Raw genomic sequence first — 17224 nt, 5'->3', positions numbered from 1 at the left:
GAAAAGGATTTTTTTCAATACCCAGTAAATATAAGTGGATACTTGGTTTTAATTCATCAATAACACTAGAACATGGATAGTAAAAGTAAGTCAAGGATCTTAAGGATGATAAGATGAGTTTAAATATTTTTTAAATAAAGCTTTGAAAATAATTACTTTATTATCTTCATTTTTGAAATTAATCTACGTCTTTTGATTAGGCAATGGATTTTTATTCTTTTAGAATGTTTGTAGAATACAAAGTAAATGCATTATTTTTTTGTGTTATAAAAATGAAAAAATAGGCAGACAGGCTTGAAATAGTCCATTGTAAATCGTTCAATATAGAATAAGGACGCTGATTTAGTTGCAGCAATTAAAAATATATGACATTTGAATTTAGATAAAAAAATTTATTCTTATCGTAGTCAATGGATTATCCTATTGGTGTTGCAGGTTTTTATTTATTCAAAGGTGAATGCCCAAGTAGACGGAGATCTATGTTCAAATCCTATAGTATTGGATACCATTATCAATTATTGTTCTCCAGAAGGCTTTTATGATTTGGCTAATTATTCTAATTCTACGGTGGAGAATCCGAGTTGTTACCCTATGGATACCAACGATAGAGATGTGTGGTTTAAATTTGTAAATAATTTTGAAAATATAAATATTATCGTGCGCGGTAATGTGGGATTGGGGAAAGGAGGAAGTCTAAACGATCCTCAGATAGCAATTTATCAAGGTTCCTGCGACGGATTTGAATTGAAGGGCTGTAATTCCGATGCCAGAGGACAGAATTTAGTAGAATTGACCATTGGGGACCTTGAGTTGGGTGGGGAATATTATCTAAGAGTTGGATCTCGATCCAACGACATAGGTACCTTCCAACTTTGCGTAAGTAATTTTCAATTTACTCCCGAATACGATTCCGATTGTCCGACTGCAACCGTTCTGTGTGATAAATCAACGCTAATCGTCAACCAATTAGCTGGTTCTGGCGATATCAGAGACGAGGCGGATAACAGTTGTTTGGATATAGATCCGACCACCAATAGTGATGATGGAAATTCTGAAGTGTCCAGTGTTTGGTTTAAATGGGTGGCTAGAAATGATGGTGATTTAACTTTTATCCTAGATCCCATCAATCCTACTGATGATCTCGATTTTGCGGTTTACGAATTGCCCAATGGTATAGACAATTGTAGTGATAAGAATATTCTTCGATGTATGGCATCTGGTGAAGTGGTCGGTGCTGATTTTTCCGTTTGGGAACCCTGTACCGGACCTACAGGATTGAGAACAGGTAGTACAGATGATTTGGAATGGCGAGGATGTGACAATGGGGATGACAATTTTTTGGCTCCATTGCAAATGGAAACAGGGAAATCATACGCCTTAGTCGTCAATAATTTTAGTGCATCAGGAGCGGGTTTTAGATTGGAATGGGGGGGCAGTGGTGAGTTTTCTACACCAGATGCAGAAATAGTTTTTTTGGACACTAAACCCATTTACTGTCCCAATGAGCCCATTGAATTCTACGCTGTTGACCGCAGTGCAAGTGGGGCCATCATCGAATACAACTGGAGTTTTGGACCAGGTGCTTCCTCTGAGGATCTTCAAGGTCCAGGACCCCATGAAATCAGTTTCAACAGTGGTGGAAATAAACCTTTCGTTCTGTCACTGGAAAGCGATATTGGTTGTATATCACCCATCGATACTTTTATTATCGTAGAAGATATCATGGAAATAACTGATGTAGTGGATCAAATAAGTTGTAACGGATACGATGACGGGATGATTGATATTAGTATAGATTCTCCTAGTCCGATAGAACTAGTAGCTTGGGACGATGGAGCTAGTGAGTTTTTACGGGACAGTTTGTCTCCTGGAGATTACGAAGTTACCATTAGAAATCAGACGGGATGTGTGATTTCTCAAAGTTATACCATTGTAGAGCCGGATCCACTGGAGATTAATAGCATTATAAGTAATGCTTCCTGTGGAGGGGGAATGGATGGTGGGATTCGCATTGTAGCCAATGGGAATTTTCCGCCCTTTCAATACGATTTCAACGATGGTATGGGATTTACAAATATGGATGAGAGAAATGGTTTAGTTTCTGGCATCTATGAAGTCACCATCATGGATGATATGGGGTGTAGCTTAGATACTTCTTACTATCTCAATGAAATTAATTTTACCATAGGAAATTCTGTCCTGACTGAACCTATTTGTTACGGACAATCCAATGGGATGATTGAGATTCTAGTAGAAGGAGGGAGGCCGGCTTACGAATTTGATTACCAATTGAATGGTGTGTATACCAGTAATAATATTTTGTCCAATCTGCCAGCAGGAGATTATGTGATTCGAATACGAGATCAGGACGATTGTCACGGTTTTGTCGATACTACTCTGACCCAACCCGATTCCTTGTCCTTAGAGGCAGAAGTGACCAACATATCTTGTTATGGATTAACCGATGGAAGTATTGATATCGAGGTTGCTGGTGGAAGGCCAGGCTATTCTGCTATGTGGAATACTGGAAGTATGTCTTTAGATGTAGAGGGATTGAGACCAGGGAACTTTTGGGTTGAAGTATCTGATATAAGCGGCTGTAGTATTATTAGAAATTATAGTATTGAAGAACCTCCATTATTAACCCTTGATCTTATCGATAAGATGGATTTACTATGTTATGGCGATCGCGATGGATTTATAATCGTTGATGGAATGGGCGGCAGTGGAGATTATACTTATTCCATTTCTGGAAATGGTTCAGGTGGACCCGATTTTCAAGGATTATCGGCGGGTGAATACGTGATCTATTTATCCGATGAAAATAATTGTCAAGATTCCATTAATGTGGGATTAAGTCAACCCGATGAATTATTTGTAAATATAGTGGGTGATTCTGTCCTCAATTTGGGTCAGACGGTCTTCCTTCAAGCAGAATCCATTCCCGATGATAGAATGCTAACTTGGCAATGGCAGCCTGCCGATCAAGTGGATTGTGAAGATTGTCAGGAAGTAATTGCTCAACCCTACTCCAACTCATCATTTGTATTGATAGGAACAGATGAAAATGGTTGTGAGGCTAGAGATGAACTTGGGTTCAAGGTATATCCTATAAGAGATGTCGGTATTCCCAATGTATTAATTCCTTCTAGAGATGGTCCCAATGGCAGTGTAACCGTTTATGCTGGCCCTCACGTGTCGCAAGTGTTGGAGTTTAATGTGTTTGATCGGTGGGGGAATCTATTGTTCACCAAAGCCTCCTTTCTGCCCAATGACTATACTTTGGGGTGGAATGGTTTGGCAAACGGGGAACACCTTATGCCTGGTGTTTATGTCTATACCGCAGAAATAATGTATTTGGATGGAGTTACTAAATTAATTTCCGGAGAAATTGTACTTTTGAACTAGATTATGAAAAGAAGTATTTTTGCTTGGGTAATTATAAGTTTAATTTGTGGATGCGATCCAACAAATATAGATTCCAATCAGTATGATGATCTGGATGATGGTGCTGAGATAGGCTACGAAATAGAAATGAATTATACTGATGGTGGTCAAAAACTAATGACCTTATCGGCACCGGAACTTAAAAGGTATCAAGGAAATCCTAGTAAGGATGTCTTCCCCAAAGGAATCATAGTCGACTTTTATCAGGAAGGAGAGGAGAAATATGCCAAGTTGACAGCAGATTATGCCGAGCGCGTACCCGACCAATATATAGTTACGGCAACCGACAATGTAGTCTTTCAAAATACCTTGGGGGAAAAACTAGAGACTAGTGAGCTAAATTGGAACGAACGCAAGAGTATAATATATACCGATCGTTTTGCTAAGCTAACAAGGCCCAACGAGATTATATACGGATATGGATTTAAGGCCAACCAAGATTTTACGGAAATAAGTTTTGAGAAGACAACAGGCAAAACACCAATTCCTCAATTGGAAGGTGTGTTAAAATAGAGATGATGAGCTATGTAATTATTATAATCTTTTTATTGCTTTCAGCCTTCTTTAGTGGAATGGAGATGGCATTTATCTCGGCCAATAAACTGAAGGTAGAAATCCAGAGAAAGGAAGATAGCCGTCGTGCGAAAATATTGGCTCGGTTTTACGATAAACCGCAGACGGTATTGTCTACTTTATTGGTGGGAAACAATATTGCTCTAGTTATATTTACCTACGCGGTATCTAAGCTTTTTGATCCCGTGCTTTCACCATTTTTGGGCAGTGGACTTACACTATTGCTAGTAGTCACTGTTTTGACCACCATCGTGGTATTGTTATTTGGAGAATTTTTACCCAAAACTATGGGAAGGCTATATGCCAATGAATTTGTAGAATTGTTTGTCTATCCACTGTTGTTCTTTCAGTATTTATTTTCAATACCTTCGAAAATCATGATGGGAGGTTCTACCTTGTTGATTCGATTGTTTGTAAAGGATTCTATTGAGACCGATGATCGCACTTTCTCCAAGGTCGATTTGGAAAATCTAGTCAATAGCAATGTCCAATCTGATATAGAATATGAAATAGATACTGATTTATTCAAAAATGCATTGAATCTAAGTAATATCAAGATTAAATCATGCATGATTCCCAGGACGGAAATTATAGCCCTCGATGTAGAGGCTAGCGTCGACGAATTGAGACAAATGTTCAATGAATCCAAGTTGTCGAGAATATTGATATACGATCAAGATATAGAAAACATTCTGGGCTATGTCCACCATTTGCAATTATTACATCATCCCGATAAAATTAAGCCTTTAATTCTCGATGTTCCCTTTATTCCAGAGACCATGATGGTGACCACAGCTTTAAATAATTTTATCCTGAATAATCAAAATATTGCTTGCGTTGTCGATGAATTTGGATCTGTATCTGGTTTGATTTCTCTAGAGGACATCGTCGAAGAAATATTTGGGGATATCGAAGATGAGCACGATGAAGATGATTTGGTTATGGATCAAAAGATATCTGAATACGAATATATTTTTTCCGGTCGAATGAAGGTGGATGATATCAATGAAAAATATCCTATACTGCAAATACCAGAAGGAGAGTATTCTACCTTGTCAGGATATTTGGTCATGACTTTAGGGGATATTCCCGAAGAAAAAGAAGTGGTTGAATTAGCAGGTTTTACTTTTACCCTCGAGAAAGTGGACGAGAAAAAAATAGAAGTAGTCCGAGTGGTAAAGCATCAGCTTTAAATCTGTTTTTTTATTTTTTTTAAAATTTTAGATGCTCTAGCTTTATAGGCGGGACTGTGTTCTTGAATGCCCTTACTCAATACATCAGCTAGAGGATGAATGATCCAGTCATTCCATTTCATTATGAGGCTTAACATTTCCATGGCATGGACCTTAATGGCTACTTGAACATCGGTTATTAGCCAGTCAAAACCAGATTCGATCATAGTATCCATATCTTGTTGTGGGATAGCTATGGCATCGTTTTTTATTTGAGACTTTGTCCATGAACACAGGATTTTTACCATTGGACGCAAAGCTGATTCTTCTTTTATTAAAGTCATTTTCCGAACAATAAGAGGTCCGTATGTTAATAGATATTCGCGATCCGATGCCAATACCCATTCCAAAATCCACCAAGCTTTTGTATGATATGGGGATTCTACTTTTAAACAAATCGCGAATAAGTTCTCAATATCACCGTTTTCAATAACTTGTTGCGTCAATTGAAGTCGATTTTCGCGATGAGGACTTAAGGTAGAAAGCGATGTCATCAATGATTGAGTTGTCATAGTGATAAAGTTTTTATTTTTTCCTTTACATCACAAATAGTGAATTTCACTTGGTATTTAAACGAATTACATTTATAATTAACGGAAATCTTTCGATTTATTGTAGAGCCGCAATGCATTGAGGCTTAAATATTGTGGATTAAGACGTAATGCTATACTGGTAGTAGTATCTTAACAAGGAATTCCAGGGCAATCACGCCTCGGCACAGTGGCGAACCCACCCGGAGCGCAGTGGCTCCGGTTCCCTCATCCGATGGACATTTAGTCCATCGAGTTGCTCTAAAGAGCAACTACATTCGGTCATCTTCGTCAAAGGTCGATTTACGACCTTTGGTTGCCATTGTGGCAACTTTACTCAATCACGCCGTAGCTACGGCTATGCTGGCAATCCCTCCCAAAACACGGAGGTTTTGGCTCCTTCATCATTGACCGATTTACGGTCTTTCCCTACCCACCCACGACACAGCGGTCGTGGCTCCCTCATCGTAGACCTATTTAAGGTCTACGGTTCTTCGAACTACATTCGGTCGTGAGCTTCATTCAGTCGTAGCCTCGTCTAACTCCAAATATTTTCAAAATCTTTTCCGTCATCATAAAATGTAAATCGTATTATAGCTAAATATACGAAATGACTAAGAATATAAGATAGGATTGAATAATTATGAATTACGAGAGCTCAATGGTAAACCCTTTCGCAATATGGACAAAAATTCGGTAAAGATAATTGCGGTAGCTCCCCACAAGGTATGACCTTGGATATCGTAATAAGGAATGTTTTTAAAGTGACGTTTTCTAGCTACCCAATCCTTGTGTTCTATTTTAAAATTCGAAGAAAGTTTGGTTAGGGGTATAGTTATTATTTCTGCTATTTCACTACTGTCCATATTGAATTTTGGTTCAATATCTAAAAAAGCTACATAGGGGTGAACTATAAAATTACTCACAGCAATATAAAGTGGGGTCAGAGGGTAGAGTGGGTGATGTTCACTGAGTTGTATCCCTATTTCTTCAGCCATTTCCCTTTTTGCACAGTCTTCTAAAGATTCCCCTATTTCTTGTTTCCCACCTGGAAAGGCCATCTGTCCACCATGAAATTCGTCATTGGGATGACTTGCTCTCACTATAAAACTGATCTGAGGGATATTTTTCGCTTGGTGAATAAGTAAAACCACACTAGCGGGTTGGGCGGATATATCAACTGCTGTGGAATGTTGATTATAATAACGAGAAAATTCGCCTAGGTCACTATGACCTACTAGGCGAATTTTTCCGTCATCTTTAAATAAAGACTGTATATCGTAATAATTTATAATTACTCTTCTCCGTTTATTTCTTTTATGTAATTTTCAAGCGCCATTGACATTGAAGGAGCTTCAGTGGAAGGAGCTTTAATGTTTATCTCTAATCCCTTTTCCAATACGGCTTGGCTCGTACTGTTTCCAAATACAGCCAATCTGGTATTGTTTTGCTTGAAATCAGGGAAATTGTCATAGAGAGATTGAATTCCCAAAGGACTGAAAAACACCAATATGTCATAGGTGATATCAGCCAAATCAGAAAGATCACTGCTCACCGTTCGGTACATCATGGCCTCCTTATAGTTGATAGACATAGAACTGAGGAAATCCTGCACGGGTTGACTTCCCAAATTGGAAGTGGGTAGAAGATATTTCTCAGATTTATGCTTTTTGAAATAAGGCTCTAAATCACTGATTAATCGCTTGCCTACAAAGACTTTTCTCTTTCGATAGACAATGAATTTTTGCAAGTAATTAGCCAATGTAGCAGAAATACAAAAATACTTGGTATCTGCTGACATCTTAATCCTCATTTCCTCGCAAAGCCCAAAGAAGTGATCTATGGAATTCCGACTAGTGAAAATGATTGCTGTGAATTCATCAGGCTTGATCCTGGTCTTTCTAAATTCTTTCTCAGATACTGGTTCCACGTGAATAAAGGGCCTCCAGTCAATCTTAATACCGTATTTTTCTTCCAATTTGTAATAGGGAGATCTCTCTGGTTTTGGTTGCGAGACCAGAATAGATTTTACGGCCAAAGAACTTGAATTTGTTTCTATCTGTGTTTTTGTCGCCATGCTAAAATACTATTTTTTTTAGCTTTTAAAAAGGTGTCAGAAATCGATATACCAAACAGAGTGGTATTATTTCGACGGCACAAAAATACAGAAAAAAATGAAAAACATGTTTTGTTATATAGAATCTTCCATGGATTACACTTTTAGCTAGTCTGTATAAATATAGCAAAATGACTAAAATTCCTAATATTATTATGGTATTTTTGATTAGTGCGGTATTAAATACAGATAACATTAGTATTACGGGAATGATAATTATTCCCATAAGTCCTGAAAATAAAATTAACCAATATTGATAAAATTTAATTTCAAAGGAATTATCCGAAATATTAGAAAGTATATGAAGAAGTATGTGTTTTATAAAAAATAAAAGGGTGAGACAGGCTAGAATTATTAGATAATTAATGAATGATGGATCGAATTTATAGGCCACTCCAACTTTGTATATGAAATAACTAAAGCCAAGGAGGTAAATAATATTTAAGTAATAAAATGGATACGGTTTGCGAATATACATGTCTCTATATATATAGCGCAACAAATTTTCTTGTACACTGGCCTTTCTTATGTTGTTAAAAATTTCTCTATCATACAAAAACAAGCCCGTAGTAAGTAAAAGGAGAAGTAGGTCAAGGATAAAGGCCCAATATTCGACATGGGTGATAGATTCTTCTTGGTTTTCACTCGTATCTTGAGGGAGTATTTTATTTAGAAGAGATTCCTCATCCTCCGTATCCTTTGCCGGGGACGCTATGATGGATTCCGTAACTGAATCATGGTCAAGTGGAGGGATATTTTCTTCTATTTCAGGCAATGCTGTACCACTGTCTGAAGGCGGATTAATATTAAATGCATTTTTATCCTTCTCATTTATAGATGGTCTTGGTATCTGATTAACTTCCGACTCTGGTATAACTTCCAATTCTGGAGTTTCATTGTCGGTGGAATTTTTTAGAATAATTGTGTCTGCAGAAGGGCGATCCACTGGTGAAACTGAGTCTTTAGTCGAATTTATATTTTTGCGTGACTTAATCTCAAATGGATTCTGTCCATATACCGACGAAGACAGCGATGCCATAAATAAGATGAAAAAAAATATTATGTATTGCTTATTCATCCTAAATTATTTTTTCCCCATTGTGCATATTGTTTGGCAAAATAAGTGATGATGATATCACATCCCGCTCTTTTTAAACAGATAAGAGTTTCTTTAACCGCTGTTTCCAAATCCAATAAACCTTGTTCAGCTCCCGACTTAAGGAGAGCATATTCACCAGATACGTGGTATGCTGCTATTGGAAGATCGAAGTTTTGTTTTAAAGTTTGTATGACATCTAGATAATGGACAGCCGGTTTGACCATTAGAAAATCAGCTCCTTCGTCGGCATCCAACTGTGCTTCTCGGAAAGCTTCTCGACTGTTGGCAGGATCCATTTGATAAGTCTTTTTATCTCCAAATTTAGGAGCGGAATTGAGCGCATCTCTAAATGGACCGTAGAAAGCACTGGCATATTTTACCGTATAGGACATGATTCCAGTGTCGGTGAAACCAGCCTCATCTAGAGCTTTTCGAATATATAGGATTCTACCATCCATCATGTCCGATGGGCCGATAATATCAAAGCCGGCTCTGGCTTGGGCCACAGACATTTGAGCGAGGATGGGTAGGGTCTCATCATTGAGTATGCGACCATCCTTTACCAATCCATCGTGACCATCAGTACTGTAGGGATCCATGGCCACATCACTGATAAGACAGACCTCTGGAAAAGCTTTTTTAATAGCTGTGGCCGCTTTTAAATAAAAATTGTCACTGTGATAACTATAGCTGGCAAAACTATCTTTTAAAGACTCTTCTACAGCAGGGAATAGCATGAAAGTTCTTAAACCTAGGTCTACACAAGATTCTATTTCTTGAAGTAATTCATCGATGGAAAATCTATAATTTCCTTTTAATGTGGGGATTTCTTCTTTTATATTTTTTCCGTCCTTGACAAACATGGGATAGACAAGGTCGGATAAAGTCACTTGATTTTCTCTAATCAATGATCGTATGGTTTCGCTGCTTCGATTTCTCCTAGGTCGTATTTCCATTTAAAGTTATTTAAAGCAAAAATAATTATATTCAATTAGTATGGCTTGCTTTTTAACAACTTAATTGTCGATATATTTTCGGATAATAAAAGTATACCTTGAATATGGTCAGGAGGTTTATAGAAAAATCTAGAATTTACTTTAAAGATGTTATTTGAAGCTTATGGATTATCCTGTTTTTTGGGGACAGGGTCGTGGCCATGTGGTCCCCAAGGATGACATTTACTAATACGTCTCAGGCCTAGGTAGATTCCCTTCAATGGACCCCATTCTTCAATGGCCTCGATCATATAACGTGAGCATGTGGGTTGGAATCGACAATTTTTTCCCAGCATTGGAGATATAAAAATTTGGTAAAACCGAATGGGGAGTATAAATATTTTTTTAATCATGAGTCTGATTTCACACTTATTACTTTTTTGTTGCGATCTAAAATCAGGTATTGAGGTTGACTAGATTTGCCGGTGGACATTTTTACAATATTTTTCTGGTCTTTAAACAAATCCATTAAAATGGTATTAGATACCGTGATATTTTCAATGGAAGCTACCTCTGTAATTTCAAAATAAAGCCAGATGGCAGAATAATCTCTAGTTCTCTCTTTGCCAATTAATGTCAGATTTTTAGTTTGACCGTCGATCGTCAATTGCAAGGCAGTATTCATATAATTCATAATTAAACTGTCGGCATTGGCAACTTCCTTTGTGGTAGTGGCATAGACAGGTTGATTATTGAATTGAGTAACTGCCAATTCAAAGTCGTCTATGAAAATATGACTCGTGATTTCAATAGTTTGAGTTTCGGCCTTATAATCAATTGACGTTTTTGATATGTGAATCGGATGTATCCACATTGCCAATAAATAGTACAATAACAACATATTGGTAAAACTCTGCTTGAGTGAAATAGTTTTTTTAACTTCTGCAATATCAAAAAAAAAGCTGACTCGAACAGAGCCAGCTTTTGATATTTTTAATATCTGTAATATTCCGGTTTATACGGCCCTTCATTGGGGACTCCAATGTATTGGGCTTGATCTTCTGTCAAAGTATCCAATTCTACACCAATTTTGGATAGGTGTAAGCGGGCTACCTCCTCATCCAAGTGTTTGGGTAGGGTATATACTTTGTTTTCATATTGGCTGTTGTTTGACCACAATTCCATTTGAGCCAAAGTCTGATTTGTAAACGAATTTGACATTACAAAGGATGGATGACCTGTGGCACAGCCTAGGTTAACCAATCTACCTTCTGCCAAGATAATGATATCACTTCCATTGATGGTGTATTTGTCCACCTGAGGTTTGATCTCTACCTTAGAGTCGCCGTGGTTTTTGTTCAACCACGCCATATCTATTTCGTTGTCAAAGTGACCGATGTTACATACAATGGCTTTGTCTTTGAGGAGAGGGAAGTGTTCTGCGGTAATTACATCCTTATTTCCTGTTGCAGTTACTACGATGTCGGCTTCTTTGATGGCATCTACCATTTTTTTAACTTCAAAACCTTCCATAGCGGCTTGCAGTGCACAAATAGGATCGATTTCGGTAACGATAACTCTACAACCAGCACCTTGAAGTGATGCTGTAGAACCTTTACCTACATCTCCATATCCCGCTACTACAGCTACTTTACCAGCCAACATAATATCGGTAGCTCTTCTAATGGCATCTACACATGATTCTCTACAACCGTATTTATTGTCAAATTTTGATTTGGTAACAGAGTCATTTACATTAATAGCAGGAATAGGCAATGTTCCTTTTTTCTCTCTTTCATACAATCGCAATACTCCAGTAGTCGTTTCTTCACTTACCCCGCGAATACCGTCGATCAATTCTGGATATTTGTCAAAAATCAAGGCAGTTAAATCACCTCCATCATCTAATATCATATTTAATGGTTGGTTGTCTTTAAAAGCAAATAGTGTTTGCTCTATACACCAGTTGTATTCTTCTTCCGTTTCACCTTTCCATGCATATACTGGTACTCCAGAAGATGCAATAGCTGCTGCTGCGTGGTCTTGGGTACTAAAGATGTTACAAGATGACCATGATACTTCTGCTCCCAACGATACCAAAGTCTCAATTAGTACAGCGGTTTGGATAGTCATGTGAAGACAACCTGCTATACGAGCTCCAGAAAGCGGTTTGGATTCCCCAAATCTTTCACGCAATGCCATCAATCCGGGCATTTCTGCTTCCGCTAATTCAATTTCTTTTCTGCCCCAATCGGATAGTTGGATGTCTTTAACTTTGTATTTTAGTTTTGTATCTACGGACATATAACTTTTTGTTTGTCAAATAAAATAATAGCAAAGATATTACTTTATTATAATATTTTGATACTCTTTATATACTTGATTTGTAAGTCTTTCCGGATGAAAAGTATCGAGGTGTTGCTGTAGTTTGACTTCGTCGTGATGAAAGTGAAATAAACTTTCTTTCATTCCTTGTGCAATGGCTTCCACATCATAGGGATCTACATAGGTGCAATGGTCGCCTCCGGCTTCTGGCATTGAACTAATATTGGAGGTCACTACCTTTGCTCCACAAGCCAAAGCTTCGAGTACAGGTAGTCCAAATCCTTCCAACAGGGAAGGATAGATCACAGAACTGGCCATCTTGTAGAGATCGGGTAGGTCATGAAAGGCTACTGGTTGGCGCAATTGAACTCTCGGACTGAGATGGCGATCCCTGATATATTTTTGGATATCTTTTCTAAAATAATTGCCGTTTCCGTAAATAATGAGATTAGGCTTTTCTGGTAATTGTTCCCATGCACGGATTAATCTCAATGTGTTTTTGCGTTTCATAATGGAGCCAACATAGAGGATGAATTCTGAAGGAAGATCTAATTCCTTTTGTTTAGCAGCTCGAATTTCTGAAGGCAGTGGTTCTTTGGTGAATATTGGGTCATGGGGTTGGTATATGACAGAAATCTTTTCTTCATCCACCTCGTATCGATCCAAGATGTCGTTTTTGGTAGCTTGACTTATGGCTATTATTTTGTCTGATTCCCGCAGGCAGCTTTTGGTTTTTAGGCTAAATACTTGTCGGTCAAAATATCCAAAATCTTCAGGAATTCTATCAAAAATTATATCGTGAATAGTGACAATAGATGCCGTGGATAATTTAGAAATTCCAAAGGGCAATTCATTGGATAAACCGTGGAAAATGTCGATGGATTCTTTAGCAATATCTTTTTTAATATTAAAACTTCTCCAGAGTGGATTTTTGGATTCAGGGGTGATGACCTTAAACTTTTGTGCAAGATGTTGAAAATCTTCAGTGATTTTTGGTGCGTAAAGAGTATAAGAGGAGTCGGGATGGTATTGGGCTAAGTGATGGAGTAAATTTCGCGAATAATTACCGAGTCCAGTTTTGTTCTGAAATGCGCGCTTAGCGTCAAAACCTATTTTCATTGTCTTAGTATTTGTAATAATCCTCTGGAAATGCCAAAAGTGCAGGTCCATTGGAAGAAGTCTTCAATAACTGTGCGGTTTCTTCAATAGTCTGGGCAATCGGTATAAAGCTGAGATTTGATGTATTCTTTACTTTGCTGGCATCATAAGAAAAATCCTTATAGGCATTTCGGATGCTTTCTGTCGTAACGATGGGGCGAATCCCAGTAATCAAGGCTTTCGTCTCCTCGAATTTGGCTATGGTAGAAGCCAGCCATTTGGGAGCACATTTAGACGGTGGTTTTACTTCTAAATGATTGGCAATTTGTTCAAAAATATCTTTAAAAAAATAATTATCTTCATTGATAATATAACGTTGACCGTTATGGTCATTTTCCATAAAATATACTATGGATCTAACTACATCTCTCACATCGACAAATCCTGTTTTTCCAGGAGTATAAAATTTTAACCCTCCATAAACTTCTGTAAACATTTTACAAGAGGTTTGTTCCCAATATCCTGCACCGAGGATGATGGAGGGATTGAGGATAGTGGCATTAAGCCCTTCTGCTATTCCCCGCCATATTTCCAATTCTCCATGAAATTTGGATTTGGCATAGATCGATGTGTATTTACTCTCTTGCCACTCTACATCTTCATTGAGCAGAGATAGTTTCTCATCCTTACTAATGGCTGCAATCGAAGATATATGTATTAGTTTTTCCGTTTGGTGATTGATACAGGCATTGACTACATTGGCCGTACCATCGGTATTTACCTTGTAAAGCTTGTGCTCTTCTCTGGGGTTAAATGATACCAATCCCGCGGCGTGAATGACGACTTGTTGATTTTCTATTACATCGTATAATGTTTGATGATCGGACAAGTCTCCCTCTACCCATTGTATTTGACCTTCGATATCTTTGATCAACTCTCGTTGACTATTGGCTCTGCACAATGCGGTGATATTATGGTAACCTCTATGCACAAGTAAATGCAATAGATAGGTGCCGAGAAACCCAGTACCTCCCGTTACAAATATAGCTGCGTTCTTTTCCATCATTCTCCTTGGTCTATAATCAGTGTTTGAGTGAATGTAGCGACGGAATCAATTTGAGCAGAGGATAGTACATTTTCAAAACCCACCATATTTACTCTGCCATGAGTAATGATTTTTTTCCTTTCGTCCAAACTAATTCTTGATAGACTAAGGTCTAAAGCACCATTGGTTAATAATTTACCGTCAATTCCATGGCAAGAAACACAATATTTTTTGTAAATCTCTTTACCTGAAGATAATTTTTCATTGGGTTGACAATAGAATAAAGCCATTGATGCCAGACCTATTACAGCGATTTTTAATCTCATTGACTATATACCTTATACGGATTGTAAGGTTTGGTGAACTGATTCCAATAAACTTCTCACTTTATCCTTATTCTCAGATTGGGCATAGACTCTCAATACCGGTTCGGTTCCAGATGGTCTAATCATCGTCCAATCTCCATTGTTAAATGTAAATTTGAATCCATCCATAGTCTCGTACTTGGCAACCACATTTTTACCAAATGAGGTAGGAGCATCGTTTTCGAGAAAATTTAAAATTTTTGTTTTTTTCTCTTCGCTTAAGTGTAAATCATCGCGATCACAATTAAAAGAACCTACTTTTTTATATAAATCCTTAATGAGTTGTGTCAAAGATTTACCGGTTTTGGCCATAAATTCGAAGATGACCAAACCGATCCAGATTCCGTCCCTCTCTGGGATATGTCCAGAAATGGCAATGCCTCCAGATTCTTCCCCTGCTACAACGATGTCTACTTCTTGCATCCGCTGGGCTATGTACTTGAACCCTATTTTGGTGATTTCGACATCGAGGCCGTAGGATTCTGCTAAAGCCTTCATTTTGTCGGTTACAGAGAAGGTAATGATGACTTTTTCCTTCACTTTTTTATACTCAACCATATACTGAAGCAATAAGAGGAGTAAGTGGTGGGAATCGACAAATTCACCGTGCTCGTCAAACATCCCAATTCTATCTGCATCCCCGTCGTTGGCCAAGCCTACATCGTATTTGCCCGGGTTGTTTTTAATTTCATCTTTCAGTTCTGTCAAATTTCTATCTATGGGTTCTGGGGCCCTTCCCAAAAAGGATGGATTAAAGCTACAGTGTAGGAGTGTGGCTTTGGGAAATAGCTTTTTGATGATGTTTTGTCCGGCACCGTACATGGCATCATAGGCTATACCTAATCCCGAATTGCGGATTAAATCCAAATCAAATGCAGCCTCAATTTTTTGAAGATAGAGATCTTCCAAGCCTTGATAGGAGACCAGTCCTTCTGCTTCCATTTTGTCAATCGTCATTACAGGGATACTTGCCTGTGCGGGAATTAAATCTTCCACCGCAGTAATCTCAGCAGGCACACTGGGGCCGCCATAACTCGATTTTAGTTTATATCCATTGTAGCTCGGCGGATTATGAGAGGCGGTAATGACAATACCCAAGTCGGCTTTGTATTCTTTTACGGCCAATGACACCATGGGAGTAGACGAGAAACCTTGATTACTCAAAATGACTTTGATCCCAAAGGAAGCCAATACTCCAGCAACTACATTGTTGAACATTTCTCCACCAAATCGACAATCGTACCCGATGACTGCCAAACTCATATTTTGTTTTTTCATGTATATAGCCGTACCTTCCGCTACTCTTCTTACATTGTCTACTGTATATTCTTGGGCTATAATTGCGCGCCATCCATCTGTGCCAAATTTGATCTGCATGTATACTTTTTTTTACCGTTAAATATTGAAAATATCTCATGCCTAAAGTAATAAAAATATTGAAGCCAATGTAAAAACTTATTACTTATTTCCCTTATCGATGACAAGAAGCCCGGATTGGGGAACGAGTTATTACTCAGATTTGTTTAACAATATGATTAAAGTATTATGATGGCTGATTTTTTCTTAAAAATAGTACAATGAGGCCTGATTTTTGAATACACTAAGTTGCTTCGCTTAGGTTGTTTCTCTTTGATTTTTCACTCTAACCCGATGTTTTGTCATATTAATGAATATTTTATAATGTATTATTTATTTTAATATATTTGTGCATTCTGTGACAACAGTCCTTTATTCTCCACGCAAATGTCGATATTGTGGTTTTATCATTGGATGCAATGTGTGGAAATTATTAGATTACATTATTAGATTATGCAAGATAATTATAGACATCAAGGTATGCGGAAGCGATTAATCGCTGAAATAGAACGGAAAGGTATTCATCATCCTAAGGTTTTGGAAGTAATGTCAAAAATTCCACGTCATTTTTTTATGGATAGGGGGTTTGAAGATTGGGCATACAAGGATGTGGCCTTTCCCATAGGAGAAGAGCAAACCATATCACAACCCTACACCGTAGCTTATCAAACCCAACTGTTGGAGATTCAGCCCAAAGATCGCATTTTGGAGATAGGTACGGGAAGCGGATATCAAGCTGCTGTATTATTTGATATGGGTGCAAAAGTATATACTATAGAACGACAAGAAAAACTCTTCGTTCGAACAGAGGCACTTCTAAAGAGATTGGGCTACGGTCGAATAAGAACTTTTCTCGGTGATGGATTTGCAGGTTTGCAACGATTTGCGCCATTTGACAAGATTTTATTAACCGCAGCACCAGAAGGCATTCCTGGAGCGTTACTCGATCAATTGGACAATAATGGTATCCTAGTCACTCCGATAGGCGAAACTGGAAAGACCCAACAAATGGTACGAGTGACCAAGGTCAATGGCAGTTTTGAAATGGAAAAACTCGACTATTTTCAGTTTGTTCCTATGCTCAAAGGAGTTCAGCGCTAATA

At 37.9% G+C, this 17224-nt stretch carries 16 protein-coding genes; 4 read left to right on the top strand and 12 right to left on the bottom strand.

Features of this window, described 5'->3' with window-relative positions; all coding sequences use genetic code 11:
• The first annotated feature begins 372 nt into the window (after window positions 1-372).
• From LVD51_RS11870 to LVD51_RS11860, 3 genes are read left to right on the top strand one after another with little or no spacing between them, the layout of a single operon-like run.
• Complete coding sequence (locus LVD51_RS11870) at window positions 373-3408, top strand: T9SS type B sorting domain-containing protein (protein WP_236971594.1); 3036 nt, start codon at window positions 373-375, stop codon at window positions 3406-3408.
• Window positions 3409-3411: 3 nt separating this feature from the next.
• The gene (gene lptC / locus LVD51_RS11865; protein WP_236971593.1) at window positions 3412-3960 is read left to right on the top strand and encodes an LPS export ABC transporter periplasmic protein LptC; all 549 of its coding nucleotides are present in this window, start codon (window positions 3412-3414) and stop codon (window positions 3958-3960) included.
• Window positions 3961-3965: 5 nt separating this feature from the next.
• Window positions 3966-5213 (top strand): hemolysin family protein, encoded by a 1248-nt coding sequence (locus LVD51_RS11860; protein WP_236971592.1) that lies wholly within the window; start codon window positions 3966-3968, stop codon window positions 5211-5213.
• Here LVD51_RS11860 and LVD51_RS11855 read toward each other — a convergent pair.
• The 12 genes from LVD51_RS11855 to LVD51_RS11800 all read right to left on the bottom strand — a co-directional run bounded on the left by LVD51_RS11855 (window position 5210) and on the right by LVD51_RS11800 (window position 16142).
• Window positions 5210-5764: a hypothetical protein gene (locus LVD51_RS11855; RefSeq protein WP_236971591.1), complete on the bottom strand. Its 555-nt coding sequence runs from the start codon at window positions 5762-5764 to the stop codon at window positions 5210-5212. The genes LVD51_RS11860 and LVD51_RS11855 overlap by 4 nt on opposite strands.
• 659 nt (window positions 5765-6423) lie before the next feature.
• Window positions 6424-6936 (bottom strand): NUDIX hydrolase, encoded by a 513-nt coding sequence (locus LVD51_RS11850; RefSeq protein ID WP_236971590.1) that lies wholly within the window; start codon window positions 6934-6936, stop codon window positions 6424-6426.
• Window positions 6937-7076: 140 nt separating this feature from the next.
• Window positions 7077-7859: a uroporphyrinogen-III synthase gene (locus LVD51_RS11845; RefSeq protein WP_236971589.1), complete on the bottom strand. Its 783-nt coding sequence runs from the start codon at window positions 7857-7859 to the stop codon at window positions 7077-7079.
• A 25-nt stretch (window positions 7860-7884) separates the two neighbouring features.
• Complete coding sequence (locus LVD51_RS11840) at window positions 7885-8844, bottom strand: DUF4271 domain-containing protein (RefSeq protein ID WP_236971588.1); 960 nt, start codon at window positions 8842-8844, stop codon at window positions 7885-7887.
• 128 nt (window positions 8845-8972) lie between these two features.
• Window positions 8973-9953 (bottom strand): porphobilinogen synthase, encoded by a 981-nt coding sequence (hemB, locus tag LVD51_RS11835; protein ID WP_236971587.1) that lies wholly within the window; start codon window positions 9951-9953, stop codon window positions 8973-8975.
• Window positions 9954-10114: 161 nt separating this feature from the next.
• The gene (gene yidD / locus LVD51_RS11830; RefSeq protein WP_262912769.1) at window positions 10115-10345 is read right to left on the bottom strand and encodes a membrane protein insertion efficiency factor YidD; all 231 of its coding nucleotides are present in this window, start codon (window positions 10343-10345) and stop codon (window positions 10115-10117) included.
• Window positions 10342-10833 (bottom strand): DUF6702 family protein, encoded by a 492-nt coding sequence (locus LVD51_RS11825; protein WP_236971586.1) that lies wholly within the window; start codon window positions 10831-10833, stop codon window positions 10342-10344. Before LVD51_RS11825 ends, yidD begins: the two co-directional genes overlap by 4 nt.
• Window positions 10834-10925: 92 nt before the next feature.
• Window positions 10926-12236, bottom strand: coding sequence for an adenosylhomocysteinase (gene ahcY / locus LVD51_RS11820; RefSeq protein ID WP_236971585.1), 1311 nt, complete (start codon window positions 12234-12236; stop codon window positions 10926-10928).
• 39 nt (window positions 12237-12275) lie between these two features.
• Window positions 12276-13376, bottom strand: coding sequence for a glycosyltransferase family 4 protein (locus LVD51_RS11815; RefSeq protein WP_236971584.1), 1101 nt, complete (start codon window positions 13374-13376; stop codon window positions 12276-12278).
• A gap of 4 nt (window positions 13377-13380) precedes the next feature.
• Entirely contained in the window at window positions 13381-14421 is a 1041-nt protein-coding gene (locus tag LVD51_RS11810) for an NAD-dependent epimerase/dehydratase family protein (RefSeq protein WP_236971583.1), read from the bottom strand.
• Complete coding sequence (locus LVD51_RS11805; RefSeq protein WP_236971582.1) at window positions 14418-14726, bottom strand: c-type cytochrome; 309 nt, start codon at window positions 14724-14726, stop codon at window positions 14418-14420. The genes LVD51_RS11810 and LVD51_RS11805 overlap by 4 nt, the downstream gene beginning before the upstream one ends.
• 12 nt (window positions 14727-14738) lie before the next feature.
• Window positions 14739-16142 carry a phosphohexomutase domain-containing protein gene (locus LVD51_RS11800; protein WP_236971581.1) on the bottom strand — a complete coding sequence of 468 codons (1404 nt, stop codon included), beginning with the start codon at window positions 16140-16142 and terminating at the stop codon, window positions 14739-14741.
• A 432-nt stretch (window positions 16143-16574) separates the two neighbouring features.
• Here LVD51_RS11800 and LVD51_RS11795 point away from each other — a divergent pair, with 432 nt between their 5' ends.
• On the top strand, window positions 16575-17222 hold the full coding sequence (locus tag LVD51_RS11795; RefSeq protein ID WP_236971580.1) for a protein-L-isoaspartate(D-aspartate) O-methyltransferase: 648 nt from the start codon (window positions 16575-16577) through the stop codon (window positions 17220-17222).
• The last annotated feature ends 2 nt before the right edge of the window (window positions 17223-17224 follow it).

It is taken from the genome of Membranihabitans marinus, from assembly GCF_021729155.1.
GTDB lineage: Bacteria > Bacteroidota > Bacteroidia > Chitinophagales > Saprospiraceae > Membranihabitans > Membranihabitans marinus.
The sequence above is the reverse complement of the archived record's forward strand: the minus strand, read 5'-3'. Positions and strand labels throughout refer to the sequence as shown.